We start from the raw sequence: 24,714 nt of genomic DNA on the forward strand, positions 1-24,714 counted from the left end.
AATGCATTTGGTGACGGCGGAAGAAATGCGGCGACTCGACCGCATCACGATTGACCGGCTGGGCATTCCGGCGGCCGCGCTGATGAAAAATGCCGGGCGTGCCATCGCGGAGGAGATTATCGCCCTCTGCAATCGGCGGGGCGAGGCCGGCACGGCAGGCGGCCCACGGCAGGGAGGCGAAGCGGCGCGGGACAATGGCGCGCCGCGGAATGCCGGAGCGTGGGCGGCAGGCGGCGCCCACGGAGAAGCGGCCGCGCCGGGAGCCGGCGGAACGCGGCGTGCTGCCGCGCGAAGCGGCGTGCGCGGCGATGCCGCCGCAGGCATGGCGCCGCGCAGCGGCGGGAACGGCGGCGATGGCGGCGATGCCGGTGCCGCGGGCATAACGCCCCGCAGCAGCGGCCCGGGCGGCGCTGCGGTAACGCCGCCGAAGCTTGTCATCAGCGGCGATGCCGCGCTGATGACGGAGCATGCCGAGAGCGAGCATTGGCTCGTGCTCGTCGGCAAGGGCAACAACGGCGGCGACGGCCTGGTCGCCGCCCGGTATTTGCGCGAGGCGGGCATCGCCGTCTCGCTCTTGTACGCGGTCCCGCCGGAGTCACTGACCGGCGAGGCCGCCCTGCAGCGCGATGCCGCTGCGGCGATGGGTCTGCCTGCCGCCGTGCATGGCGGCGGCGGCCCTGACTTCGCCGGGTACAGCGGCATCCTGGATGCGCTGCTGGGCACGGGCGCCGCGGGAGCGCCGCGCGGCGCCTACGCGGAGCTGATTGCCGCGGCGAACGCGAGCGGCAAGCCCGTCGTGTCCGCGGACATCCCGAGCGGGCTGGATGCGGACACGGGAGAGACGCATGAGCCGTGCATTCAGGCGTCGCTTACGGTCTGCCTCGCCTTCCTCAAGCGAGGCCTGCTTCAGTACCCCGGAGCGGGAGCCGCCGGCCGCATCGTCGTTCGCTCGATCGGCATTCCGGCCGGACTCGCCCGGGAAGAAGGCTTGTCCGCCTATTGGCTGACGCCCGCCGTTCTGGAAGGCGTGCTGGGCGTCGATGTATCGCGCCGCCGCGCGCCCGACGGGCACAAGGGCACTTACGGCCATGTGCTGGTGGCCGCCGGAAGCCTCCGCATGAGCGGCGCCGGCCTGCTCGCGGCCCGCGCCTCGTTGCGGGCGGGCTGCGGGCTTACGACCTGGGCCGTGCCGGGCAAGCTGCTGCCTCTTCTGGTTTGCGCGGCTCCCGAGCTAATGCTGGCCGATGCCGGCGGAGAAGCGGACGGAACCTGGAATGCTTCGGCTGCGGAAGAAGTGCTGAAGCTCGCCGATGGGCGGGATGTGCTCGCGATAGGTCCGGGAATCGGGCGTTTCGAAGACGACAAGGCTTGGCTGAAGGCCATTTGGGAAGGCGCGGAATGTCCGCTGGTGGTGGACGCCGATGCGCTGAACATCCTGGCCGAGTGTGATTACGGGTCATGGCGGCAGCGCCGGGCACCCGTAATCCTGACGCCGCATCCCGGCGAAATGGCCAGACTGGCCGGCGTGAAGACGAAGGAGGTCCAGCGGGACCGGACCGGTCTGGCATTGTCCTTTGCCCGGGAGCGCGGCGTAACGCTCGTGCTGAAGGGAGCGCATACGGTGATTGCCTCGCCGGACGGCAGGGTCTTCGTCAATACGACCGGCCACCCCGGAATGGCCACCGGCGGCGCGGGCGACTGCCTGACGGGTATAATCGCCGGTCTGCTGGCGCAGGGGCTGGACGGCGCTCAGGCAGCGGCGTTCGGTGTCTATCTGCATGGACTGGCGGGCGAAAGGGCGGCGCTCCTCCGGGATGATCCGGCGTCGGTTATCGCCTCGGATATTATCGAGGCTCTTTGAATGAACCTGCTGCGCTGAAGTCTTACGGTTCTTGCCGGAGCGGCGCGCTCAGAACAGCAGCAGGCAGAGCAGCGGGACGAATAGGGCGAACACGGGCAGCAGCGCCGGAATTCGCTCTCCGGCATGCTGGGTCAAGCGGAACAGGAGCAGTACCGCAATTCCGGGAAATGCGCTGTCTGCCCAGCCGCTTCCCTGGTCATGGGCAAGCCACAGCCCCGCGCCGAATCCGGCAAGAGCATAAATGATCGGGACCACGGCCCTTGACCGGGTTCCCGTCAGCTTCAGCAAGCCGTCGGCCAGGAGCGAGACGGTAAGGGCATAGGCGTATACGTTGTAGGCCGGAGCGGACAGCCAGCCTATGGCGGTATGGGGCAGAACAAGGGACAGCAGGCCCAGCAGCGTGAAGGTCAGGCCGGCGGCGGACAGCTTGCTCAAGGCATACATGCCCGCCGTTAGGCGGATGGACGGGACGTTTTTGATCCGGACAGGTTTCATACCGATTTCTCCTTTGGTGAATTGTACTTCTTCGACGCGAAGGAAGGCCTCAGGTCGTAACCATTTCCCCTCCGTTGACATGGATGCACTCTCCCGTTACATAGCTGGAATCGGAGCAGGCAAGATACACATAAGCTCCGGCGAGCTCGTAAGGCTGGGCGGCACGCTTCATCGGCGATTCCAGCCCAAAGACGCTGACTTCCTCGGCAGAGAAGCTGGAGGGGATGAGCGGTGTCCACACCGGCCCCGGCGCGACGCTGTTAACGCGGATGCCTTTATCCACAAGCGAAAGGGCGAGGGAGCGGGTGAACGAGACGATGGCTCCCTTGGTCGATGAATAGTCGATCAGCTCTTTATGCCCCTGATAAGCGGTGATTGAGGTGGTGTTGATGATGACAGCGCCTTTTTTCATATGCGGGATGGCTGCCTGGGAGAGGTAGAAGAACGGGAAAATATTCGTGCAAAACGTCTGATGGAGCTGCTCCTCCGAAATATCCAGAATGCTTTTTTGCGGATATTGAACGGCATGATTGTTCACCAGAATATCCAGTTTGCCCAAGGTGCGGATCGTATGTTCCACTGCGGCGAAGCAGTTCCTTTTGGGGCGAAGATCGCATTCGATCAGCAGACAGCGTCTTCCCAGCTGCTCGATGCGCCGCCGCGTCTCCTCGGCATCCGATCTTTCCCACAGATAAGCGATGGCGATATCCGCGCCTTCTTTGGCAAAAGCGATCGCGGCCGCCTTGCCGATTCCGCTGTCTCCACCGGTAATAAGCGCGACCTTTCCCATCAGCTTCCCGCTGCCTCGGGATTCGGGATCTTCGCTGATCGGACGGGGCTGCATCAGGCTTTCGAGTCCGGGCTGGCGGTTCTGGTGCTGCGGGGGAAATGTAAGCGGCTGCTCCTCGCAGACCGTTTTTTGTCCGTAATAGGGATACGTGGGGTTCACTGGCGGTATTCCTCCTTGGCGTTCGCATTTACTTCCCGGGATGGTATATCTCTATGCAACCGCCCAGGCAAGGGTGCCCGCCCCGGGAGTTTCATGGCGGCATTCGACTATTGACGGTCGAGCGTGAGGGGGCACAGGCACACGATTGTCCGCAACCCGGCCCCACTCACTATTTCTGTTCTGTCTGTATCGGTGTAGAGTGGCCGGTGGCAGGGCGTTTACCTGCAAATCTGCAGGTTTGTCAGGTGAAATTCTCTTTGGAAGAAGGAAAGGCTACAATTGTGCAGTTTTTAGAGCTTGCGGGGCACCAAGCGTGGAGATCGGAGGAGAAATGCCTGCACTTTTGTAGGAATTGGGTCTGGGAAGGTGGAATTCCACGGAAAAAGATGTATAAACGCAGGAATGACCGTAGCCCGGCCTACTAACTAATGTGAAGACCTGGCAGAGAATGGAGCCTCTCGGCGTCATGAAGACTTGGCGCGGAATGGAGCCTCTCGGCGCGCCGACGCAAAAGGCCGGGCAAGGGAATGGAATCCCCTGCCCAGCCTTTTTAACTTTGAAGAATAAACGGTCCGCTCTCTTTTTATTGCGCTGTGATGTACAAATCCACGCCATCGGCTTTCGTCTGCAGTCCAAATGCTTTCGAGACGAGATCCAGGCTTACGTAGGTTTTACCGTTAACAACCACCGACGGGGACTCGACTTGCTGCTTCGTTCCCTGCGCATCGAGGAAGAAGCTGTCGCCCGATTTAAATGTTGCTGCTTTCGCATCATATTTGAATGTAATAGACTTTGTCTTCGAGTTGAAGGTTACACCGGACGCCTTGGTTCCGGAGAGCACGCCCGCCAGATTGCGGATCGGAATCAGGGCTTGTCCTTTGTAATCGAGCATGTAGATATCTTGTTTCATATCGTTCACATATAGATTGAAGCCATTCACCTGGGTAATTGTGGCGAAATTAACTTGCTTGTCGATCGCCTTAATGACCTCAACCACATATTCGCCTGTCCATATTCCGGCGTTTCTGCCGCTCGTAGGATTCCAATGCTCATCATGTCTCCCTGCATCGGACATCCCTCTGATGCCTACGAAAGGAACGTGGAAGCCGTTCGCCACTTGAGCCACGGAAGCCGTCTCCATATCCTCTGCCATCATGCCCAATACCTCATTGGTCCACAAAATCCGATCCACTTCATTGTTGAATTGGTCGGCGCTGCCGATCGTTCCGGCAAAAACGTCCCCGTGCATGTACTTGCCTTTTACCGACATAGCGGCTTCGACCAGTTCCGGCGTGCTTTTGAATGTTTTGTATTTCATCAGGTTGTCTTCGTCATCCCGCACATCGGTCGTCATCATATTCCACGTTTCCGGTTTGCTGCCTTCTCCCGCTTTGCGGGTCGGAGAGATCGTGTTGATATAATTGATCAGCTCTTTACCGACGACAATATCGTACAGATGCGTTTTCTCATCATGGCCACCGGCTGTACCTTGATTAATGATCGCACGAGGATGGAAGGTATTAATGAGCAGCGTTGTCGAAGTGGCCGCATTGACCATCCCCATCTCCGTCCGGCTTACAATGACCGGGATTCCGTCAATTTTGCCTATGTAGTAGCTGTACATGCCCACTTTTTGCGTTTTGTACTGACCCATTGCTTTAAGCAGTGATTCAATTTCGACATCAAGCGCTCCCTGTACCGCGATTGGGGCCTTTTCCGCATTCTTGGCGCTCGCCGCAGGCGGATGATAGGTGAAGCCGCTGATTACCACCATACAAAATACGATTAACATTGCCGAGACTTTTTTCACTCTCTCACTCCTCTAATAATATTCATTTTTTAATATATTAAATATTAATATAATTAAAAAAAACGAAGTGTGTAAAGAAGAATTTTTTCTCGGGCAGAAAAATGATCCCATTTGAACGGCCTTTTGGGCGATTAAGGCACTCTGCCGGGTACGAATAGCCATTGAAAGGAATTGAAAATGATGTTAAAAGTGGAGAGGGAATATCGGGGGCCTGTCCCGGACGGGAAAATAACGCTGCCGATGAAGGAGCGCCGAATGATGGACCATGGAATCGGGGGGAGTATGATGATTTACAGAGAGATGACGAAGGATGATTACGACGCGGCTTATTCGCTGTGGGAGAAAACCGAGGGGATGGGGCTCAGCGCAGCGGATTCGCGGGAAGAAATATCCCGCTTTCTGGAACGCAACCCCGGCCTCAGTCAGGTATGCGTATCTCCGGACGGCGGACTTGCCGGCACAGCGCTGTGCGGCCATGACGGGCGGCGGGGGTTTTTGTATCATGTCGCGGTAAGCGGGGAGCACCGGGGGAAGGGCATCGGACGGGGTCTGGTATCGAACTGCCTTGAAGCCTTGCGCTCGGAAGGCATCGCCAAATGCCATCTGATGGTAATCGGGAGCAATGCGGACGGCCAGCGGTTCTGGAGCGGAATCGGCTGGGAATTCAGGGACAGTATTCTGCTGTACTCGCACGGCACCTGACAAAAGAGCGGCCCATTACATCCCTGCAAGCCGGGTGCGCTGCCAGTATAAAAGCGGACGGTGTAGAGCGGGCGGCAGGGGGCCAGAGATTCGACAAATTTCACAGTTTCTAAGCCATTGCAGTATAATTAAATAGGCAATGATTTGATTTCATATAAAAAGGCCGAACCGTCGGGAAGCCGGGCGGCATTTTGAGCTTTGAAAGAAAGCGGAGGCTTAAGCCATGCGGTTTAAAGATGTATTCTCTATAATAGGACCGGCGATGGTCGGGCCATCAAGCTCCCATACGGCGGGGGCAGCCCGCATTGGCCGGGCAGCCAGACAGCTGCTGGGCGAAATGCCGCAAAAGGCTGAGGTTATTTTTTACGGATCGTTCGCGGCGACCTATCAGGGACATGGGACGGACCGGGCGATTGCCGGGGGACTTCTGGACTTCCCGACCGACGATCTGCGGCTGCCGGATTCCATTGGAATCGCCGAACAGGACGGCATGGACATTTCGTTCCGGCAGGGAGCCGGGCTGTTCCCCCACCCCAACACGGTGCGGCTGCGGCTGGCGGGCAGCGGCGGCGAGCTGACGCTTACTGGTATTTCCATCGGGGGAGGCAACATCGAAATTGTCGAGATCGACGATTTCAGCGTCAAGCTGTCCGGGATGTATCCGACCGTTCTGATTCATCACATGGACTATCTCGGCGTGCTGGCAAGCGTGACCGATACGATGCGCAGAGGCCAGGTCAACATCGGGCATATGTCTTTGGACCGCAAAAACCGCAGCGGAGCGGCTCTGACCGTACTGGAGCTGGATGAGATGCTGGCTCCGGAGCTGCTGAGCGAGCTGGAAGCCCTGCCCGCGGTGAAGTCGGTGAAGCTGATTCACCTGGACGAAAGTCCGAAGGAAGAGAAAGGGAAGGGAAAGACCTCATGAATTTTCAAACGTTAAGCCAGCTCGCGAATTTGGCCGAGGAGCGGGCTTTAAGTATCGGCGCCTTGATGGTGGAAGAACAGAGCGCCGAATCCGGACGCTCCGCGGAGCATGAATTTGCCAAAATGAAGGAATATTACGGGGTAATGAAGGAGGCCGTGCGGCGCGGCATGCAGGAGAACACGACTTCGCGCAGCGGCTTGACCGGACTGGACGCCCAACGCGTCGGAGCTTATAACGCCGAGAACGAATCCTGTCTGGGCGGACCGGCGAGTCAGGCGATGGCCTACGCGCTGGCCGTCTCGGAGGTGAACGCCTCGATGGGACGCATCATCGCGACCCCGACGGCCGGCTCCTGCGGCATTATTCCCGGCGTATTCCTGAGCTGCCAGGAGCGCTTCGGCTGGGACGATGACGTTATGACTTACGGACTGTTCGCCGCCGGAGCGATCGGCTATGTCATCGCCAATAATTCCTTCGTTTCCGGAGCCGAGGGAGGCTGCCAGGCCGAGGTCGGTTCGGCAATCGGCATGGCGGCGGGAGCGCTGACCGAGCTGCGCGGCGGCACCCCGGTCCAGGCGGTACATGCCGTGGGTCTGGCGCTGAAAAACACGCTTGGGCTAATCTGCGACCCGGTAGGCGGCCTCGTCGAAATTCCCTGCATTGTCCGCAACGGCTTTGGCGCCGTCACGGCGCTGGCGGCGGCGGATATGGCGCTGGCCGGAGTGCGCAGCGTCATTCCGTCCGACGAGGTCATCAAGGTCATGCTTGAGGTCGGCTCGGCCATGCCGGAGAAGCACCGCGAGACGGCCGGAGGGGGCCTGGCCCAGACGCCGACCGGCCGCAAAATCATGGAGGATTTGCGCCAGCGGCGCAAATAACCGGACTAGAGCAGCTTGAAGCGGCGAAGCTGGTCCCACTGTCCCTCGAGCTTCAGAATCTCCGGCTGCTTGGAACCGATGAGGTCGAAATGGGGGAACGGGGGCCGGTTATGGATATGCTGCGGAGGCAGGCCGTTGTCCCTGCACCAGTCGGCAAGACGGCCCAGGTCGCTGCAGCCGACCTTGGTCACGGTCGTAATTCCGGGGAAACGCGGATCGAGCCAGTAATGGGTCAGGAAGGCGATCTCTCCGTCCAGGACCGCCTGTTTCCAGCGGTTCAGTTCTTCTCTTTTTACACCAAAGGCCATAGCCATTCCATCCTTATCTCTTTTATGTAGCTTAATTATAGCTGTTTCCGCCGGCTTTGCACCTGCAGGGCGCGGTTCGAATGTCATCGCGAAAGGAGGACAAGCGGCATGAACGGACAGAGCAGGGCGGATATCCGCCCCGGGCTTGAAGTGGACATCGTGTTGAAGCAGGATCAGCCTACGGGCAAGCTGACCCGCGGCACGGTCAAGGACATTTTGACGAATTCGCCCCGTCATCCCCATGGCATCAAGGTGAGGCTGACGAGCGGTCAGGTCGGGCGGGTCAAGCATATTCTTGGTCCGAAATCCGGCGGCTGATTCCCGCATGATTATTAACGCCCCATTCCGCACGCGCCGCAGTCGGTTAATTTTGCGGCTTGCCGGAATGGGGCGTTTTTGTATGGCTGTATTGCTGTGTAAGTTCAATTACCCATAAATTCGTCGACATATTGGTCCGCTTTGGCCTGATTGCACAGGTTGCAGGCGCAGACACAGTTCATGGGCGTCGTATGCCCTCCCTTGGCTCGGGGCAGCAGATGATCGATCGTATCGCCGTATAAGCCGCAGAAATGGCAGGTATAGCGGTCCCGGGTCAAAATATACCGGCGGAAGTCCTTGTTGCTGTACAGCCGGCGGATTGTCCGGCGGTTGACCACCACGGCGGCCTGCTCCCGCACCAGCGTAACGGCGAGATCGAGATCGATCTCCTGATGCCAGCGCCGTCCCTTGTCGCTGTATCCCCGCATCAGAATCATTCCCTGCCTGGAGGGAATGAGCGCAGAGATGTCGTCTGGCTCGGGCTTTGGCCCGCGCTGGCGCTGAAGGGACGCCGCCTGTTCCGCTGTGCGCGGGCGGGGCTTGGCTGCCCCCTCCGAGGCGGAAGCATGCGGCTTCCGCTCGGGAGCCGCCGTTCCCCGGGAACGCTTGCGCTTCCGGGGCTTGTGCGCCGGCACCTCCCCGGCGGGACTTGGCGCGGAAGCGCCGCCCGCCGCCGGAACCGTATGCACCGTGGGCGCCGATTCCGGTGCGGACCGCTCCTTCGCGGGTGGCTTCGCCGGGCTGCCGGGCGCTGGGGCGGCGGCGCGGGCAGGCCCAGCCGGCCGGGCCTTTGGCGGCGCTGCGGCGCGAACCGTTAACGGCGCCGGGGTCAGAGCCTTTGTCTGCGCCGTCTCCGGAAGGGAGGCACTCCGGGCCGATTCGGCCTCGCGGCGCTTCCGGCATTCCCGGCAGGCGCCGCGGCGCGACTCCGCCTTGGAGCGTCTGCCGGTGCGTCTGCGGAATTCCGAGAGCGGTTTATTTTGAAGACAGTAAGCGCATTGTTTGGTTGTATGCTGATCAACTGAAGGCATAGGCATGCTCGAAAGCGGCCGGCCGGAGCGCCGCCCTCTGTCACCTCGTTTATTAAAATATAAGAAAGTATAAGAAAGTATAAGCTTCGCGCTTATTCTTGAATTATAAAATTCCTTAAATTGGACCCAATGATACAAGTATAACGCAAAGTACGGATAATCACACTTTTCATGCCGCTTCTATTGTTTTTGACCCGGTGTAATCCGTGTCTCATCGCGGAGCTGAAGGTTCAGGTATAATGAGAGCAGATGATGACTGCTCGTTTGAAGGGCCGCCCAATTCAAGAATGGAAGCGGGGAAAAATGAATGAGTCAACGGGTAAAACAGACGGTGAAGCCAAACGCGGATGCGGAGAGTACGTCCGCAGGAAGACGGCCGCCCTCTGTGCTGTTTCTTTATGTTCTGCAGGCCTTTTTGGGCCTGGGAGCGATCGCCGGAGGGGTGATGCTCATCATCGATCCAAGCGGAAGCCTGATGGGGATGCCGGCGGATACCGTGCTGAAGAGGTCGCCTTTTTCCGACTTTTTATTCCCGGGTATTATACTGCTGGCGGTATTCGGATTGTTTCCGCTTCTTGTGCTGTACGGCATGGTGAAAAGACCGCGCTGGGCATGGGCCGACGCGCTTACTCCCTTTAAAGAATTGCATTCCACTTGGACGCTGTCATTGTATGTGGGGTTCGGCCAGATTATCTGGATCATGGTGGAGACTTACATTATGAACGCGGTCAGCCTCGTACATGTATTTTATATGAGCCTCGGGCTGCTCATTCAGATTGTCACCCTGCTTCCTTCGGTGCAGCGTTTCTTTCTGCTGCCTCCCGGGCGGGGATTCCATACGGCGGATGACCAAAGTATGCGGGCGGCTTCAAGATAAAGCTATAATAGTCTTGTCTGCAGATGGCTATAAATACGATTGGAGATCTTTTTATGGAGGAAGTAAAGGGGAATTTAATTACGGTACGTACACTGGCGGAGGATTTCCGGCGCCTTGGCCTGCGTGAAGGAATGACGGTGCTGCTGCATTCATCGTTCAAATCATTGGGCGAATGGGTGGCGGGCGGACCCGCCGCCGTAATTCTGGCGCTTGAAGAAGCGCTGGGCGAAGGCGGAACGCTCATCATGCCGACGCATTCGACCGATCTTACCGATCCTTCGGGCTGGAGCAATCCCCCGGTTCCGCAAGAATGGTGGGATTCGATACGGGAGCAGATGCCGCCCTATGACCCCGGTTTGACGCTTCCTCGCGGGATGGGCATTATCCCGGAAGCTTTTCGCAAGCAGACGGGAGTACGGCGCAGCGGGCACCCGCTCTATTCCTTCGCCGCCTGGGGCAAGCATGCCGATACGGTCACTGCCGGGCATGAGCTGCCCTACGGTCTTGGCGACGGATCACCGCTTGGACGGCTGTACGATCTGGACGGCGTGGTGCTGCTGCTCGGTGTGGGGCATTTCAACAACACCTCCATACATCTCGCGGAATACCGTGCCGGTTACCCGGGAAAAAAAGAAATTGCCGCCGGCGCCCCGATCTCCGAGAACGGGGCCAGAAGATGGGCGCGGTTTCCCGATCTGGAATGGAGTTCAGATGATTTCGGCAGTATCGGCGAGGACTTTGAATGGGAAACCGGCCAGATCCGGCATGGTTTTGTCGCGGCGGCGCCTGCGCAGCTTATGTCCCAGCGAGCCATCGTCGATTATGCCGTACGGTGGATGGAACAGCGGCGTTAGGCGTTTCGGGCCGCCAAGGCCGGGATGGCCGACAATCATCATCTTCCATACAAAAGGTCCAACCGGACTGTTCCCGGTTGGACCTTTTGTCTTGTTTGGCTGACGCGGCCGCGGCCGTCTCTGCTCCAAGCTTTTCCGAACAAATTCGGGATTAGGCGGGAATCGCGCTTGGTCGTCTCCGCGCCATATTAAAGAGCCGGCTGCGGAGCGGGAATAACCTCCCGCCCGTCCATATACTTCCGCAAAGCCTGCGGAATATAAATCGAGCCGTCTTCCCGCTGGTGGTTCTCCAGCAGCGGAATAAGGATGCGCGGCGTCGCAACCGCCGTGTTGTTTAGCGTGTGGCAGTATCGCGGCTTGCCGCCCGCGTCCCGGTAGCGGATATTCGAGCGCCGGGCCTGGAAATCAAGCAGATTTGACGCCGAGTGCGTCTCTCCGTAGGCGTTCCGTCCCGGCATCCAGGTCTCGATGTCGTACTGCTTGTGCGTCTTCAGCGACATGTCGCCGGTGCAGACCGCTACCACGCGGTAAGGAAGCTCCAGCAGCTCCAGAATATGCTCCGCGTTCGCCAAAATCTCCTGCAGCATATTCTCCGACACCTCCGGGCCGTTCTCGCACAGGACGACCTGTTCAATCTTCGAGAACTGGTGGACCCGGTACAGCCCGCGCACGTCGCGTCCCGCCGAACCAACCTCGCGCCGGAAGCAAAGCGACATCCCGGCCAGCCTCATCGGCTCGGCCAACTCGACAACCTCGTCGCTGTACAGCGAGACGAGCGGCACCTCCGAGGTGCCCGCCAGCCAGCGGTTCTCGCCGCTTAGCTCATACGTCTGGTCCATCCCGCCGGGGAAGAATCCCGTGCGCACAAGCGTCTCCGGACGGACAATGGACGGCAGGTCCATGACCGTATATCCCCTTGCAGCCAGCACGTCGAGCGCGAGGCGCTGCACGGCGAGATGCAGGTACACTCCGGTTCCCTTGAGCGTATAGCTGCGGGGCCCGCCCGCCTTGACGCCGCGCGGAATGTCGAGAATATCATGCAACTCGCCGAGCTCCACATGATCCCGGGGCGCAAAACCGAATGCCGGCGGCTCTCCGCACCGGCGGACTTCCACATTGTCCTTGTCGCTCTCTCCGACGGGCGTATCCTTCGATACGGGATTCGGGGCCAGCAGCATCAGCTCCCGGCATTTTTTCTCCGCTTCGGCAAGCCGCGATTCCACATCGGCCAACCTTCCGCCGATTTCCCTGACCTGCTCTTTGGCCGCTTCACCCTCTGCAAGTTTCCCCTGCCGCAGCAGCGCTTCAATTTCTTTGGTAAGCGTATTGCGCTGCGCCCGCAGCTCTTCGGTCTCTTGGCGCTGCCCGCGCCGGCGGTCGTCCCATTCCAGCAGCTCATCAAGCGAAAAATCAAGCTTTTTCCACTTGGCCGTCTGTCTGACAAGCTCCGCATTCTCCCTGATCCACACCATGTCCAGCATAACCGTTCGCTCCTTTTTGTGAAAAAATACAAAAAACGCCCTCATCCATGGGACGAGGAGCGTCAGCTCGCGGTGCCACCCAGGTTGACCGAACCCAGCCTTAAACAGCTTTCATTCGATCCTCTTTGGTCTTCGCGGTAACGGGCGAAACCCGGTGAACTTAGAGAGCGGTCTTAATGCCGCCCCGGTCGCAAACGCCTCGCGGTTGGATGCCGGTCATGGGCCTGATCGGGATGTGATGTTGCCGTTTAGTATAGCGCAGACCTGCCCGCGTTGACAATGCTATTGTCCCTTTGTTACGATAATTAAAATTTAAGCATTATTGTCGGATTTTCGGGCCCGCTGCGCCCGAGCAGACAGAAGAGGTGGAAAAGTGGCCAAGATTGTTGTAATTAACGGGACGCCGTCCCTTGTATCGCGCATCAATGCAGTGATCGAGTACGCAGAGAATGCGCTTGAAGGCAAAGGATTGGAAGTGGAGCGGATCAATGTGGCGGAGCTGCCGCCGGAGGATCTGATCCATACGAAGTTTGAGAGCGAAGCGATTGTCAAAGCGAACGGTCTTGTGGCCGAAGCGGATGCTCTCGTCATTGTAAGTCCGGTGTACAAGGCCTCCTATACAGGGGTGCTCAAGACGTTCCTTGATCTCATTCCCCAGAAGGGGCTTGCCGGCAAAATCGTGCTTCCGCTCTTCATGGGCGGCAGCCTGGCGCATCTGCTGACGATCGACTACGCGCTGAAGCCGGTGCTGTCCGTGCTGGGCGCGCGCCATATCCTCGGCGGCGTATACGCCGTGGATTCCCAGGTCGTTCGGAACGATCTGGGCGAGGTGGACATTGCCGAAGAACTGAAGCTGCGCCTGAACATTGCGCTGGATGAATTCGCGGAAGAGACGGAACTGAAAGCCGCGCGGAAGACGCAGGACTAACCGATTTGAATCGACGGACTCCGGATGAATGCCGGACATCGGCGCTGGATTCTACTAATAAAGACACTCCAAAAGGGGTGTCTTTATTTTTTGTGGCCGACTACTTACTTCATTGACGTAAAAAAATAATCATGTTAGATTTCATAGTAATTAACTAGGAATAGTTTACATTAAAGATTGAAGTAGGGGGAAAGGTCATGAGTTCATGGGTTGGTGCACGTAAAGCGAGGAACATATGGAGATTTTTTGGACTGCAGCCGGGAATCGCTTTGTTGAACAGGTTGTCTTTTCTCGGAAAGTTCACGCTGATCGGGATAGCGGTGCTGGTTCCGGTGCTTGTATTGGCCGGGCAATCCGCGGTAGAATCCCGAAGCTCGGTCGCGGTCACGAAGGTCCAGATCGAGGGACTGAAGGCTGTAGAAATAACGGGAGGACTTTTGAGGCTGGTGGAGCGGCATTCGATCGTACAGGCAGGAACTTATGCGGGGGTACCGGATAACGGAGAGCTAAAGAAGGCCGAAGCAGAGATCGACCGGTCGCTGGTGTCTCTTAAGACCCAACTGGCCGCCTTTCCAAGCGACGCTTCGCTTCAGGAGAAATGGAAGGCCTATCTGGACCAATGGAACACGGTTAAAAAAGAAGGCCCTAATTTGAGACGCCTGGAAAGCCTCGATGTACATACGCAGCTGTTGACTCAGACGGTCGATCTGATAGACCTTCTGGGGCTGAAGTCGGAACTCTTGCTGGAGACCGATCCGGGACTGTTCCTGATTAAAGAGGAGACACTCCGCAAGTTCCCTTCGTTCCTGCTCCAGCTCGGATTGTTTCAGGTTGATACGCTGACTGCGGCAACGCAGACTACCATCGACGATGTCGTCAAGAACACAATAGCTGCCGATTGGGATTCCGTACAGAATGGATGGAAGAGTATTTATTCGCCGTCTGCGGGCCCGGCTGGGCAGGACCCTTCGCTTAAGGCGGTGAGAGCCGCGGATGCGGGAACGCAGGAGAATGTTGCGCTTGCGCTCGATAAAGTGGAATCCGGCGTGCTGCTACCGCTCAAGGTAGCGATGAATCAGGGAGAATGGCTGGAGCTATCGGAGAATGCGCTGGACAGTTCTTTTGCTCAGTGGAATGAACGAATTCACTGGGTCAATGACAGATTGGAACGGCAGGTCCAGGATGGCAACCGGCAGGTCTTCTGGACTCAACTGATCGGAGGAGGGGCGATTCTGCTCTCTCTGTATTTGTTCACGGCGCTATACCGGTCGATTACCCGTGTAGTGACCGAGATCAGGCAGACAGCCTCCCGGATGGCCGGCGGGGATTTATCCGCCCGGTTTCACGTTGACACCAAAGATGAGCTAAAGGTTATAGCCGACAGCTTTAATCATATTGCCGAGTCGTTCAAGTCCGTTCTAACCGAAATCGGCCAGTCTTCAAGTCAATTGGCCTCCTCTGCCGAACAGTTGTCCTCCAGCGCTAAGCAAACCTCCAAAGCGTCCGGGCATATCGCGGGGATTACCGAGAAAATCGCCGACGGCGCCGGTCTCCAGGTGCTTAAGGTGGAAGAAAGCGTACATACCATTCATGAGGTCGCTGCACAAATTCAGGAAATCTCCGAGCGCGCAATATCGGTTGCGGAAACGACAACCACCGCCTCCATCAAATCGTCAAAAGGGGGAGATGCGGTTCGTACCGTCACTGAGCAGATGAAATCCATCAATGGCTCTGTCGACAGAGTAGGAAAGGTAATTGTCCGGCTGTCATCCATTTCTCAGGAAGTTGGACAAATGAATGAGGTCATTACGCAATTGTCGCAGCAGACCCATTTATTATCGCTGAACGCCGCCATTGAAGCGGCCAGAGCCGGGGAGCACGGACGCGGCTTCTCGGTAGTCGCCGAGGAGGTGAAGAATCTGGCCGAGCAGTCGTCCCGGTCCGCTGAACAGATCGCCGGCCTCATTCAGACCATTCGCTCCGATATCGGTCATGCGTCGCATTCCATGCAGGAGGCAACGAAGGAAGTGGATCTTGGCATGGAGCTTGTCCATACGGCGGGCAGCTTATTTACCGAGATCGAACATTATGTCGATGAGGTGAAGAGTCAGGTCGAGGAAGTGTCGGCAGCCACTCAGCAAATCTCCGCCGGTACAGGGTATGTCGTGCAGGCCATTAAAGGCATCTCTGACGTAGCGCATACCACGGCCGCCGGAACCCAGGATGTCTCCGCCGCGGCCGAGCAGCAGTTGGCTTCAATGGAAGAGATGTCTTCCTCCTTCCATGCCGTAACCCATATGGCGGAAGGGATGCAGGTACTTGTAAATCGCTTCCGGGTGTAGAAACCGCTGAAGCAATCACTCCATGAGGTACGCTCCTATTCTCGGATACCGGAAAAGCGGCAAGTCCCCAATGACCGGGATTTGCCGCTATTTTTATACGCTGCGGTTTAAGCGCTTTATCAATATTAAAATCCTTACTTCACAGCTACTTCAATGGACTCGATTGTTGTGAAAATTCGAGTGTAAACATTCTCAATATTGGTTTCAGTTGCTTTATCGTTGTATAACCCATAACCCCAATGTTGATATTCCTTGCCAAATTGAAAGTAGCCTGTGGCATAGTTATCCGATGCAAAATCAGGAGAATCATCGTAAGACATTTCGTTAATAAAAGGGAAATATGATTTCGTAGACTCTATAAAGAAAAAAGGAATACCTGCATTTTTATATACTGTTGCATATTTTTGATTTGCAGCTTCGGATAGATATTCTTTCATAATGAAAATGGCATCAAAGTCAGGTGAAAGATTTTGATCCTCTAATTGATTAAAAGTTATTTTTTTGAAGACCACATTATTTTCTCTTATGTTCGGAGCATCTCCTATAACGCCAACAACTAAGCTTTTGCCTTCGTAGTGAGGTGTATCGATTGTATCAGAGTTACAACCCGCTAAAATAAAACAAATAAAAAGAAGGATCATTGAGATTTTATTCATTATTGGAGACTCCTTTGGGAATATATGGTCATTATTAATAGTATAATACTTTTTTTCTCTGAACAGCGGTTTCTTTGAGGAAATGCCGGCGGATATCGATTCTATCATTGCTGCGCCCAGTTCATTTTCAGTTCATATTGAGCGGGTAGTATGAAGGCAGAAGAGAAACAGATTGGTGGAGGATGAAACATGAAATTATTAGAGATTAAAGAAGTGAATAAATCTTACAGACTTGCCGGAAAGGAAAAAATATCGGTTCTTCGCGGCATTAACGTAAGTTTTAGCAGCGGTGAGTTTGTTTCCATTCTGGGAGAGTCGGGCTCGGGAAAGTCGACGCTCATGAATATTATCGGCGGCATGGATTCGGATTACGAAGGTGAAGTGATCGTACAGGGGAAATCGCTGAGATCCATGAAAGAGAAAGAAATCGATGCGTACCGAAAAAATAAAATCGGGTTTATTTTTCAGAGCTTCAACCTGATTCCCCATCTGACCGTGCTTGAAAATGTAACCATTGCGATGCAGATGATGGATAAAAGCGAGAAGGAAAGAAACCGGCGCGCGCTGGAAATTCTGGAGGAAGTGGGCTTGAAGGGGCATGTGAAGAAGCGGCCGAATCAGCTGTCCGGGGGGCAGAAGCAGCGTGTTGCCATTGCGCGGGCATTGGCGAACGATCCGGATATTATTTTGGCGGATGAACCGACAGGCGCGCTTGATCAGGAAACCAGTGAACAAATCCTTGAGCTTCTTGATTCTATCGCGCAAAAGGGCGTGCTCATCATTACAGTAACGCATTCCCAAAGAGTGGCCGATTTCGGCAGCCGGATTGTGAGGGTAGAGGATGGGAGCATAAAGGAAGATCAGGCACTAAAAGAGCGTTATAATTCGGAGAAGAAATCGATGGATAAAAAAGGGAAGAGCTTAAGCTTCCTGGCTTCTTTTAAACTGGCCATTCGAAATATGCAATTAAAAGCAAAAAGAAATCTGCTCGTCGCTTTGGGAGCGTCAATCGGTATATCCAGTGTCCTGTTGATGCTGTCGCTCGGGAATGGCGTAACCGGCTATATCAACGATCAAATTAATTCCAGCGCGAATCCGCTTCTTATTGACGTAGTGAAGTCGGCAGGGGAGAACGTTAAGGCGCCCGATGGACCGCCCGCTGAGCGGTTGACGGGAGATCCGTTTACCGAAGAAGATGTGGCGAAGATAAGCGGTATTCAAGATGTGAAGAGCGTAGAGAAAGCAACGACCATCAGAGAGAAATCCAACATGGTATACGGCAGTGAAAATTATGCGCTTCCGGCCTTGCAGACCGTTACGGACTCGGTTACGGAGAGCAATATCGAAGCGGGAACCCTTCCATCCGGGAATGAGGTAATGTTATCAACCGGTTTTGCACAGCGCTTAACCAATGAACAAGCATACGGCTCCCTCATAGGGAAATCCGTCAAATTATTTGTGAACGAAATGAGTTCAAGCAATCAGCCCGTTATTGTGGAAAAAGAACTTACCGTCTCGGGAATCTATAAGCAGGCGGACAGGGGGCCGGTTGGGGGAGCGGATGCTTATGTTGCTTACAGCACGCTTGAAGAAGCCTATAAGCAGCAAAATATTAGTTTGAATCCGCTGCAGATTAATGCTTATGCCGCAGATGTGAATGACGTGGAACGTATCAAATCAGATATCGAGAGCGCCGGATTTGTGACTTCTCCCACCACCAAGCTTATGAAGCAGCTGACAACCTATATCAATCTGGCCTCCTGGCTGCTCGCCGCTATTGCAGGAATTTCCTTGCTGGTTTCCGGTATAATGATCCTGATCGTTCTGTATGTAAGCGTAGTGGAGCGTACAAGAGAGATTGGTATTTTACGGGCAATCGGCGCACGAAAGAAAGACATTCAGCGTATTTTCTTTTCTGAATCGGCCTTGATTGGCTTGCTGAGCGGCGGAATTGCCGTTGTGGGATCGGTGCTGATCAGCTTTGTGCTCAATATGATCCTTAACCGAGCATTTGGTGTCGAGTTGATTCAATTGACTCCCCAGTATATGCTTTTTGGAATAGGAATCAGCACCTTGATCAGTGTCGTGGCGGGACTGCTCCCGTCATCCAAAGCGGCCAAGCTGGACCCTATGGAATCACTTCGCTACGAATAGCATTTAGGAATCGGATGGATACCGCCGGGTTGGAGGGACATAAGAATGAATAAGATTTTGGTAGTCGATGATGAACCCCATATCCGTAAATTAATTAGGCTCTATTTGGAAAATAGCTCTTTTGATGTGATCGAGGCGGAGGACGGGCAGGAAGCGCTGGATTATGTGGCGCATACCAAAGTCGATTTAATGGTTGTAGACGTAATGATGCCTCGCATCGACGGAATAGAGTTAACCGAAGCTATACGCGGTTACTTGGATATTCCGATATTGATCGTATCGGCGAAAGGCGAATCGATGGATAAAGTCAGAGGATTCACAGCGGGGACAGATGATTATTTGGTCAAGCCCTTTGATCCGGTCGAGCTGGTTCTGCGCGTGAAATCTCTTCTGAAACGGTACAACATGACCGCAACCAAGGTGATTCAGCTGGATGCAATCACGATTGACCTTGAATCCTTAACGGTTGCTTCCGAGGAGAATACGGTACAGCTGAAAAAGAAAGAATGCGAGCTGTTATTTATGCTGGCAAGCTCACCCGGACGCATTTTTACCCGGACACAGCTCATCGAAAGTTTGTGGGGGATGGATTACGAAGGGGATGAACGAACGGTTGATGTCCATATCAAACGTTTGCGCCAGCAGATGGAGACTTTCCCTTCTGTGCTCATTAGTACGGTCAGAGGGCTTGGATACCGATTGGAGCTTGCGGCAGATGTTTAGAAAGAGCCTGCGGGTCCAAATTATTGCCATTTTTGTTGTCATCGTGTTCATCAGCTTGTTTATTGCGTTCGCGATCAGCCGGTTGTTTTCAATGAGGGAAGTAGCTGTTGAACAGCCTTTCCTGAAGATAGCGGAGGATGCCGCTTCTCTCTGGAAGATAACCGCGCCGGAATACCGCGACCGGTTGCCGGATATTTTATCCCATTATCATGTACAGGCTAACGTCGTGGAGGAACGCGGCAATCTGCCCTTTTCATTGAGCGCCGAGGAGGCGTCTCCGCTTTTTGAAGAGGGATTGACGAAGCCTGTATTTTTGAATACGAAGGAAGGTCCGGTCCGTTTTATCGGTGTGCCGGATATCGATGGAGCCGGACATTCCATGATTCTTAAGGTGGACTTCAGCCAGTTTTTGGAGAGTATGCTTAGAATATTGCTCATTGGCCTCGTTAGTGTGCTGCTTATCGGAATTTTGCTCATTTTGTTGACCTCGCGTTACTTGGTTGGACCGGTAAGCCGGTTGACGGGCGCGGCGCGGGAGATGGCAAAAGGAAACTTGGCCTTTCGTCTTGCGCACCGAAGGAAGGACGAGATCGGAACGTTGATGGACAGCTTTAATAATATGGCGAGCGAGCTTCAGAATATCGATAAAATACGTGAAGATTTCGTCATCAACGTATCCCATGAAATCCAGAGCCCCCTGACTTCAATCCGGGGATTTACCCGGGCGATGAGAGACGGAGTCATTCCGGCGGAACAACAAAAAGAGCATCTGGATATTATTTATGAGGAGACTCTCCGCCTTTCGAGATTAAGCGAAAATCTGCTCCGTCTTGCTTCACTGGATTCGGAGCACCATCCCTTTCATCCTGTAACCTACCGATTGGACGAACAGCTGCGCAGAGTTATTCTGGTGTCCGAACCTTTATGGACTGAGAAGAAACTCGATGTGGAGCTGGATCTGCACATTTGCAGTGTCACAGCGGACCGGGATTTGCTAGAGCAGGTGTGGCAAAATCTGATTGCGAACGCGATTAAATACTCGGATGTGAACAGCCGGATTGAAGTATGGATGGATAAGGCTCTCGGGAGTGTCAATATTCATATTAAAAATACAGGCAAAGGCATACCGGAGCGGGATCTTCCCTTTATATTTGAAAGATTTTATAGAGTGGATAAAGCCAGAACCCGTTCAAAGGGCGGAAATGGATTGGGTCTGTCCATCGTGAAGAAAATCATCGGACTTCATGGTTATAAAATAGAGGTCAAAAGTGAAGAAGGGAAGGAAACCTGTTTTACGGTTTCGATCCCTTTGTAGAGCTTCACTTGCGAAATACGGGTCATTGAACAAAAGCTGCCGAACCGCTCAACTTCTTGAGCGCCGGCAGCTTTTGCTTTCTGTCAGGTTACAGATCGTCGAACCCGTTGTCGTCGCCTACTTTGCCGTAGTTGCGGGATTTGGCCTCGAAGAAGTCGGTCTTCGTCGCGTTCAGCGCCTCGTCGGAGAAGGGCTTGATCCAAGGCATGCAGTTCACGTCAACGCCCTCGTAGGCTTTGTCCAGCCCCATCAGGGTGAGGCGCTTGTTGGCGATAAATTTGATATAGTCGCTCAGTTCGTCAAGGTCGATGCCGCGAACCTCTTGCAGCGTGTAGTGCGCCCAGTTCGTTTCCAGTTCTACGGCCCGGTCGATCGTCCGGTACACATAATCCATATTTTCCTTGGTGTCCAGCTCCGGGAAATCCGCCAGCAGCTGCTTGAACACTTCGGCGAAGAAATAGCAGTGCTGATTCTCGTCGCGCTGAATGTAGGAGATCATCTGGCTGGTCGCCATCATTTTCTGGTCACGGGCCAGGTTGTAGAAGAAGGCGAAGGTGCTGTAGAAGAAAATCCCCTCCAGAATGAGATCTGCCACCAGCGCCTGGAAAAAGCTCTGTCTCGACGGGTTGTCGCGGAACTCCTGGTAAATCTCCGAGATGAACCGGTTGCGTTCCAGCAGGACGGGATCATGCTTCCAGTATTCGAAAATTTCCTTCTGCTCACGGTCGGAAACGATCGAGGAGAGCACGTAGGAATAGGATTGGTTGTGCACGACCTCCTGCTGTCCGATAATCGCTGAGATGGCTTCCAGGGAGGAGTCGGTAAAATACCGCTTCACGTCGCCGACGAACATCGTCTGCATCGAATCGAGCACGGCGAGCAGGGAGATGTTGATCTTGAACACGCGCCGTTCTTCCTCTTCCAGAAGCGGAAACTGCTGGGCGTCCTTGGACATCGGAATTTCATCGGCGATCCAGTGATTCAGCAGCAGCACCTTGTACAGCTTGTACATATGCGGCATGCGGATATCGTTCCAGTTTAGAATGCCGGAGCATTCGCCTTCGATGATGCGGGTGGATTGGTTGGGGGCCTCGGTGTTGAATATGTTTTGCAGCTGCATGATGGTCACTCCTCTGTTCTCTTGAGCAAAATGATCGGATATCAGGTGATGGCCGCAAGTTGCTTCACACCCATATCTTTGGCAAGCAAATCAATGACAAACGAAGTAGCGGATCAGCTTGCGCAGGACTCGCATTCTTCGATCGTAAGCGCGCGGCTGCGCACGTAATAGGTCGATTTCAGTCCGCCCTTCCAGGCGTTCAGATGCAGATCCAGGAACTCGGTCGCCTTGATGTCCGGACGCACGTACAGGTTGAAGCTTTGGCCCTGGTCGACATGGCGCTGGCGGGCGGAGGCCATGCGGATCGACCAGTTCTGATCGATCAGGAACGCCGTTTTGTAGTACCAAATCGTCTTCTCGGACAGGTCGGGAGCCGGGTTGGCGATTTTGTATGTCGTCTTCTCCTCGTAAGAGAGAAGGTCATAGAGCGGGTCGATGCTGGCCGTCGAGCCGGCGATGATCGATGTCGAGCCGTTCGGCGCGATCGCGAACATCCACGCGTTGCGGACGCCGTCCCGCGCAACCTCTTCCTTCAGAGCACGCCACTGCTCGGCCGTGACGAATTTGCCTTCGCGCTCGCCGCTGATGTAGCCGCGTAATTCGAAGTACGCGCCCGTCTCCCAGTCGGAGCCGGCGAACTTCGGATAGCGGCCCTTCTCGCGGGCCAGCTCCATGCTGGAACGGACGAGCAGATAGTTGATATGCTCGTACAGATGGTCGTTGTACTCCACGGCTTCCTCGGACTCCCAGCGGATGCCTTCCAGCGCGAGCAGATGATGCAGGCCGAAAGTGCCGAGGCCGACGGCGCGGTACTGGCTGTTCGTATACTGTGCCTGGAGCACTTCGATATTGTTAATGTCGATGACGTTGTCCAGCATGCGAACCTGAATCGGAATAAGGCGCTCCAGCACTCCGGCCGGAACGGCGCGGGCGAGATGGATGGAGTTCAGGTTGCAGACGACGAAGTCGCCGGGAATTTTGGAAACGACGATCCGGGTCTGGCCGTCCTTGGTTACAAGCTCCTCCTGCTCGACTACAGTCGCGGATTGATTCTGCATAATTTCCGTACACAGATTGGAGGAGAAGACCATGCCCTTATGGCGGTTCGGATTGGCGCGGTTAACGGTGTCGCGGTAGAACATGTACGGCGTTCCAGTCTCTAGCTGCGATTTCATGATCCGTTTCATAATGTCGATGGCCGGAACGGTGATGCGGGTCAGCTCCGGATGGGCGGACGCTTCGGCATATTTCTCGCGGAAGGTCCCTTGGCCGAACTCCTCGTCGTAGAAGTCTTCCAGGCCAAGGGCGCGGCCGTCTTCGTCCTTCCAGCCCATGACCTTCTTCACTTCATGCGGGCAGAACAGACTCCACTGCCCCCGCGCGTCCACGGCTTCCATGAACAGGTCGGGCAGGCAGACGCCGTGGAAGACGTCATGGGCGCGCATGCGCTCGTCACCATTGTTGAGCTTAAGATCCAGGAAGGCAAGAATGTCTTTATGGAACACGTCGAGATAGACGGCGATGGCGCCCTTGCGGGTGCCGAGCTGGTCGACGCTGACGGCGGTGTTGTTCAGCTGGCGAATCCAAGGGATGACGCCGGAGCTGGTGTTCTTGTGGCCGCGGATGTCGGAGCCGCGGGCGCGCACCTTGCCGAGGTAGACGCCGATGCCGCCGCCCATTTTGCTGAGGCGCGCCACATCCGTATTGGAGTCGAAGATGCCTTCCAGCGAGTCGTCGACCGTGTCGATGAAGCAGCTGGACAGCTGGCCCGCGACTTTTTTACCTGCATTGGACATCGTCGGGGTAGCAGCTGTCATATAGATGTTGCTCATCGCCCAGTAGGCTTCCTTCGCGAGCTCCAGGCGCTTCTCCGCAGGCTCCTGATGCATCAGATACATGGCGATAATCATGTAGCGCTCCTGCGGAAGCTCCATGACACGCCCGTCGAAATCGCGGGCGAGATAGCGGTCGGACAGCGTGAGCAGCCCGATGTAATCGAACAGCAGGTCGCGCGAAGGGTCGATGCAGGCTCCCAGCTCTTCGATTTGACTTTTCGTGTAGGCGGTCAGCAGTTCCTCGCGGTACACGCCTTTTTTGACGAGACCCTCAATCAGCGGATACAGCGCGCCGTATGGCTCGTCCGGGTACGCTTTGTAGCGGCGGTTTACCGCCGCTTTTTTGTAAAGGGAGGTCAGCAGAGAGCGGGCGGCAGCAAATTTCCAGTCCGGTTCTTCCTTGGACACCAGCTCCAGAGCGCTCATAGTAAAAGCGCTGCTGATCTCCTCGCCGCTGACTTCGTCCCGGCGCAGCTTGGTATTCACGCCGCGCAGCAGACTCTCCTTGCTCAGGTTGTCCAGACCGTTTAAGACCCGGTCGGCATAAACGGAAAGACGTATTTCATCAAAGGCAAGCTGGCGGTTGTCGGGTTTCACTACGAGTTGGGGCATTCGGATCGCTTCCTTTCACGGCATAAAATTTTTATGGGATGAAGGTTATAGGGCATGAATGAATATTTATATTGCTTGGGTCTGCAGAACTTGAGTCTTGTATCTTAAGTATGCAGAGCTTGTATTTTAAGCTGAATCCTCGGAGCTTGGGTCAGCAGAGCTTGAGGTAGCAGGACCTAAGTCGGCAAAATCCTAATCTGAGCTGAAGCCGATGGATTGGCTTATTCCAACGGAATAGCCCCGAGGTGTATATTTAATTTTCAATATCAAAAATTGATATATATAAGCGCATGGAGGGGCCCGGTCCGGGCTTATTAACTGGAATTTCTCCAGTTAAATAGTTCTGGACGAGCGCTGTATTAAGTTTAACTGGAAATCTTCCATATAATTTACCGTTTGCGGCGAATAGGAGAGAGAAACGGGCAAATTAGCGGGAGTATTTCCGCCTAAGTATCCTTAAGACGACTTTATGATGATAATTAACGAGAGAAAATCCCGCTAGTTGATAGAGAAGAGGTTTAAGCAACGTTCAATCCG

The 24,714-nt window shown here is 55.3% G+C and carries 21 protein-coding genes; 12 read left to right on the forward strand and 9 right to left on the reverse strand.

Going from position 1 to position 24,714, the window contains the following annotated elements; translation table 11 throughout:
* The first annotated feature begins 1 nt into the window (after nt 1).
* Nucleotides 2-1,861, forward strand: coding sequence for an NAD(P)H-hydrate dehydratase (locus EH198_RS21725; RefSeq protein WP_124697620.1), 1,860 nt, complete (start codon nt 2-4; stop codon nt 1,859-1,861).
* A 48-nt stretch (nt 1,862-1,909) separates the two neighbouring features.
* Here the strand turns inward: EH198_RS21725 and EH198_RS21730 are convergent, their stop codons facing one another.
* The 3 genes from EH198_RS21730 to EH198_RS21740 all read right to left on the reverse strand — a co-directional run bounded on the left by EH198_RS21730 (nt 1,910) and on the right by EH198_RS21740 (nt 5,115).
* The gene (locus EH198_RS21730; protein ID WP_124697621.1) at nt 1,910-2,356 is read right to left on the reverse strand and encodes a hypothetical protein; all 447 of its coding nucleotides are present in this window, start codon (nt 2,354-2,356) and stop codon (nt 1,910-1,912) included.
* Between the two features lie 49 nt (nt 2,357-2,405).
* A complete protein-coding gene (locus EH198_RS21735; RefSeq protein ID WP_124697622.1) occupies nt 2,406-3,305 on the reverse strand; it encodes an SDR family oxidoreductase in 900 nt (299 codons plus the stop codon).
* A 583-nt stretch (nt 3,306-3,888) separates the two neighbouring features.
* A complete protein-coding gene (locus tag EH198_RS21740) occupies nt 3,889-5,115 on the reverse strand; it encodes a phosphorylase family protein (protein ID WP_124697623.1) in 1,227 nt (408 codons plus the stop codon).
* A 177-nt stretch (nt 5,116-5,292) separates the two neighbouring features.
* On the opposite strand from EH198_RS21740, the gene EH198_RS21745 reads away from it, so the two are divergent.
* The 3 genes from EH198_RS21745 to sdaAA all read left to right on the forward strand — a co-directional run bounded on the left by EH198_RS21745 (nt 5,293) and on the right by sdaAA (nt 7,623).
* On the forward strand, nt 5,293-5,817 hold the full coding sequence (locus EH198_RS21745; protein WP_342772050.1) for a GNAT family N-acetyltransferase: 525 nt from the start codon (nt 5,293-5,295) through the stop codon (nt 5,815-5,817).
* Nucleotides 5,818-6,040: 223 nt separating this feature from the next.
* A complete protein-coding gene (sdaAB, locus tag EH198_RS21750; protein ID WP_124697624.1) occupies nt 6,041-6,745 on the forward strand; it encodes an L-serine ammonia-lyase, iron-sulfur-dependent subunit beta in 705 nt (234 codons plus the stop codon).
* Nucleotides 6,742-7,623 (forward strand): L-serine ammonia-lyase, iron-sulfur-dependent, subunit alpha, encoded by an 882-nt coding sequence (gene sdaAA / locus EH198_RS21755; protein WP_124697625.1) that lies wholly within the window; start codon nt 6,742-6,744, stop codon nt 7,621-7,623. The genes sdaAB and sdaAA overlap by 4 nt, the downstream gene beginning before the upstream one ends.
* Nucleotides 7,624-7,628: 5 nt before the next feature.
* Here sdaAA and EH198_RS21760 read toward each other — a convergent pair whose 3' ends face one another.
* Nucleotides 7,629-7,931 (reverse strand): hypothetical protein, encoded by a 303-nt coding sequence (locus tag EH198_RS21760; RefSeq protein ID WP_124697626.1) that lies wholly within the window; start codon nt 7,929-7,931, stop codon nt 7,629-7,631.
* A gap of 108 nt (nt 7,932-8,039) precedes the next feature.
* Between EH198_RS21760 and EH198_RS21765 the strand changes: the two genes are divergently transcribed.
* Complete coding sequence (locus EH198_RS21765) at nt 8,040-8,249, forward strand: YwbE family protein (protein WP_124697627.1); 210 nt, start codon at nt 8,040-8,042, stop codon at nt 8,247-8,249.
* Nucleotides 8,250-8,353: 104 nt separating this feature from the next.
* Here EH198_RS21765 and EH198_RS25230 read toward each other — a convergent pair whose 3' ends face one another.
* Nucleotides 8,354-9,280 (reverse strand): HNH endonuclease, encoded by a 927-nt coding sequence (locus tag EH198_RS25230; RefSeq protein WP_246014498.1) that lies wholly within the window; start codon nt 9,278-9,280, stop codon nt 8,354-8,356.
* Nucleotides 9,281-9,587: 307 nt separating this feature from the next.
* Here EH198_RS25230 and EH198_RS21780 point away from each other — a divergent pair, with 307 nt between their 5' ends.
* Both EH198_RS21780 and EH198_RS21785 read left to right on the forward strand, forming a co-directional pair.
* Nucleotides 9,588-10,157, forward strand: coding sequence for a hypothetical protein (locus tag EH198_RS21780; protein WP_246014499.1), 570 nt, complete (start codon nt 9,588-9,590; stop codon nt 10,155-10,157).
* Between the two features lie 53 nt (nt 10,158-10,210).
* On the forward strand, nt 10,211-11,011 hold the full coding sequence (locus tag EH198_RS21785) for an AAC(3) family N-acetyltransferase (RefSeq protein ID WP_124697628.1): 801 nt from the start codon (nt 10,211-10,213) through the stop codon (nt 11,009-11,011).
* Between the two features lie 188 nt (nt 11,012-11,199).
* Here EH198_RS21785 and serS read toward each other — a convergent pair whose 3' ends face one another.
* Nucleotides 11,200-12,492 carry a serine--tRNA ligase gene (serS, locus tag EH198_RS21790; protein WP_124697629.1) on the reverse strand — a complete coding sequence of 431 codons (1,293 nt, stop codon included), beginning with the start codon at nt 12,490-12,492 and terminating at the stop codon, nt 11,200-11,202.
* Between the two features lie 373 nt (nt 12,493-12,865).
* On the opposite strand from serS, the gene ssuE reads away from it, so the two are divergent.
* Together ssuE and EH198_RS21800 are read left to right on the forward strand one after the other, a co-directional pair.
* Nucleotides 12,866-13,420 (forward strand): NADPH-dependent FMN reductase, encoded by a 555-nt coding sequence (gene ssuE / locus EH198_RS21795; protein ID WP_124697630.1) that lies wholly within the window; start codon nt 12,866-12,868, stop codon nt 13,418-13,420.
* Between the two features lie 197 nt (nt 13,421-13,617).
* A complete protein-coding gene (locus tag EH198_RS21800) occupies nt 13,618-15,762 on the forward strand; it encodes a methyl-accepting chemotaxis protein (protein WP_124697631.1) in 2,145 nt (714 codons plus the stop codon).
* A 134-nt stretch (nt 15,763-15,896) separates the two neighbouring features.
* On the opposite strand, the gene EH198_RS21805 is transcribed toward EH198_RS21800, so the two are convergent.
* Nucleotides 15,897-16,418: a hypothetical protein gene (locus tag EH198_RS21805; protein WP_124697632.1), complete on the reverse strand. Its 522-nt coding sequence runs from the start codon at nt 16,416-16,418 to the stop codon at nt 15,897-15,899.
* Nucleotides 16,419-16,607: 189 nt separating this feature from the next.
* On the opposite strand from EH198_RS21805, the gene EH198_RS21810 reads away from it, so the two are divergent.
* The 3 genes from EH198_RS21810 to EH198_RS21820 are packed head-to-tail and all read left to right on the forward strand — an operon-like array spanning nt 16,608 to nt 20,610.
* Nucleotides 16,608-18,572 carry an ABC transporter ATP-binding protein/permease gene (locus tag EH198_RS21810; protein WP_124697633.1) on the forward strand — a complete coding sequence of 655 codons (1,965 nt, stop codon included), beginning with the start codon at nt 16,608-16,610 and terminating at the stop codon, nt 18,570-18,572.
* A 45-nt stretch (nt 18,573-18,617) separates the two neighbouring features.
* Entirely contained in the window at nt 18,618-19,295 is a 678-nt protein-coding gene (locus tag EH198_RS21815) for a response regulator transcription factor (protein WP_124697634.1), read from the forward strand.
* Entirely contained in the window at nt 19,288-20,610 is a 1,323-nt protein-coding gene (locus tag EH198_RS21820) for a sensor histidine kinase (RefSeq protein WP_185703016.1), read from the forward strand. Before EH198_RS21815 ends, EH198_RS21820 begins: the two co-directional genes overlap by 8 nt.
* 88 nt (nt 20,611-20,698) lie before the next feature.
* Here the strand turns inward: EH198_RS21820 and EH198_RS21825 are convergent, their stop codons facing one another.
* Both EH198_RS21825 and EH198_RS21830 read right to left on the reverse strand, forming a co-directional pair.
* Nucleotides 20,699-21,730, reverse strand: coding sequence for a ribonucleotide-diphosphate reductase subunit beta (locus EH198_RS21825; RefSeq protein ID WP_124697636.1), 1,032 nt, complete (start codon nt 21,728-21,730; stop codon nt 20,699-20,701).
* Between the two features lie 113 nt (nt 21,731-21,843).
* Nucleotides 21,844-24,177 carry a ribonucleoside-diphosphate reductase subunit alpha gene (locus EH198_RS21830; RefSeq protein ID WP_124697637.1) on the reverse strand — a complete coding sequence of 778 codons (2,334 nt, stop codon included), beginning with the start codon at nt 24,175-24,177 and terminating at the stop codon, nt 21,844-21,846.
* Between the last annotated feature and the right edge of the window lie 537 nt (nt 24,178-24,714).

Source organism: Paenibacillus rhizophilus (genome assembly GCF_003854965.1).
Taxonomy (GTDB): domain Bacteria; phylum Bacillota; class Bacilli; order Paenibacillales; family Paenibacillaceae; genus Paenibacillus_AQ; species Paenibacillus_AQ rhizophilus.

Excerpts from the sequence above, each read along its gene's own strand:
- EH198_RS25230 (WP_246014498.1), bottom strand. The coding sequence starts at position 9,280 with ATGCCTTCAGTTGATCAGCATACAACCAAACAATGCGCTTACTGTCTT.
- EH198_RS21760 (WP_124697626.1), bottom strand. The coding sequence starts at position 7,931 with ATGGCCTTTGGTGTAAAAAGAGAAGAACTGAACCGCTGGAAACAGGCG.
- EH198_RS21820 (WP_185703016.1), top strand. The coding sequence starts at position 19,288 with ATGTTTAGAAAGAGCCTGCGGGTCCAAATTATTGCCATTTTTGTTGTC.
- EH198_RS21810 (WP_124697633.1), top strand. The coding sequence starts at position 16,608 with ATGAAATTATTAGAGATTAAAGAAGTGAATAAATCTTACAGACTTGCC.
- EH198_RS21725 (WP_124697620.1), top strand. The coding sequence starts at position 2 with ATGCATTTGGTGACGGCGGAAGAAATGCGGCGACTCGACCGCATCACG.
- EH198_RS21765 (WP_124697627.1), top strand. The coding sequence starts at position 8,040 with ATGAACGGACAGAGCAGGGCGGATATCCGCCCCGGGCTTGAAGTGGAC.
- EH198_RS21730 (WP_124697621.1), bottom strand. The coding sequence starts at position 2,356 with ATGAAACCTGTCCGGATCAAAAACGTCCCGTCCATCCGCCTAACGGCG.
- serS (WP_124697629.1), bottom strand. The coding sequence starts at position 12,492 with ATGCTGGACATGGTGTGGATCAGGGAGAATGCGGAGCTTGTCAGACAG.
- EH198_RS21785 (WP_124697628.1), top strand. The coding sequence starts at position 10,211 with ATGGAGGAAGTAAAGGGGAATTTAATTACGGTACGTACACTGGCGGAG.
- sdaAA (WP_124697625.1), top strand. The coding sequence starts at position 6,742 with ATGAATTTTCAAACGTTAAGCCAGCTCGCGAATTTGGCCGAGGAGCGG.
- EH198_RS21815 (WP_124697634.1), top strand. The coding sequence starts at position 18,618 with ATGAATAAGATTTTGGTAGTCGATGATGAACCCCATATCCGTAAATTA.
- EH198_RS21830 (WP_124697637.1), bottom strand. The coding sequence starts at position 24,177 with ATGCCCCAACTCGTAGTGAAACCCGACAACCGCCAGCTTGCCTTTGAT.
- EH198_RS21780 (WP_246014499.1), top strand. The coding sequence starts at position 9,588 with ATGAGTCAACGGGTAAAACAGACGGTGAAGCCAAACGCGGATGCGGAG.
- EH198_RS21800 (WP_124697631.1), top strand. The coding sequence starts at position 13,618 with ATGAGTTCATGGGTTGGTGCACGTAAAGCGAGGAACATATGGAGATTT.
- EH198_RS21805 (WP_124697632.1), bottom strand. The coding sequence starts at position 16,418 with ATGAATAAAATCTCAATGATCCTTCTTTTTATTTGTTTTATTTTAGCG.
- sdaAB (WP_124697624.1), top strand. The coding sequence starts at position 6,041 with ATGCGGTTTAAAGATGTATTCTCTATAATAGGACCGGCGATGGTCGGG.
- EH198_RS21745 (WP_342772050.1), top strand. The coding sequence starts at position 5,293 with ATGATGTTAAAAGTGGAGAGGGAATATCGGGGGCCTGTCCCGGACGGG.
- EH198_RS21825 (WP_124697636.1), bottom strand. The coding sequence starts at position 21,730 with ATGCAGCTGCAAAACATATTCAACACCGAGGCCCCCAACCAATCCACC.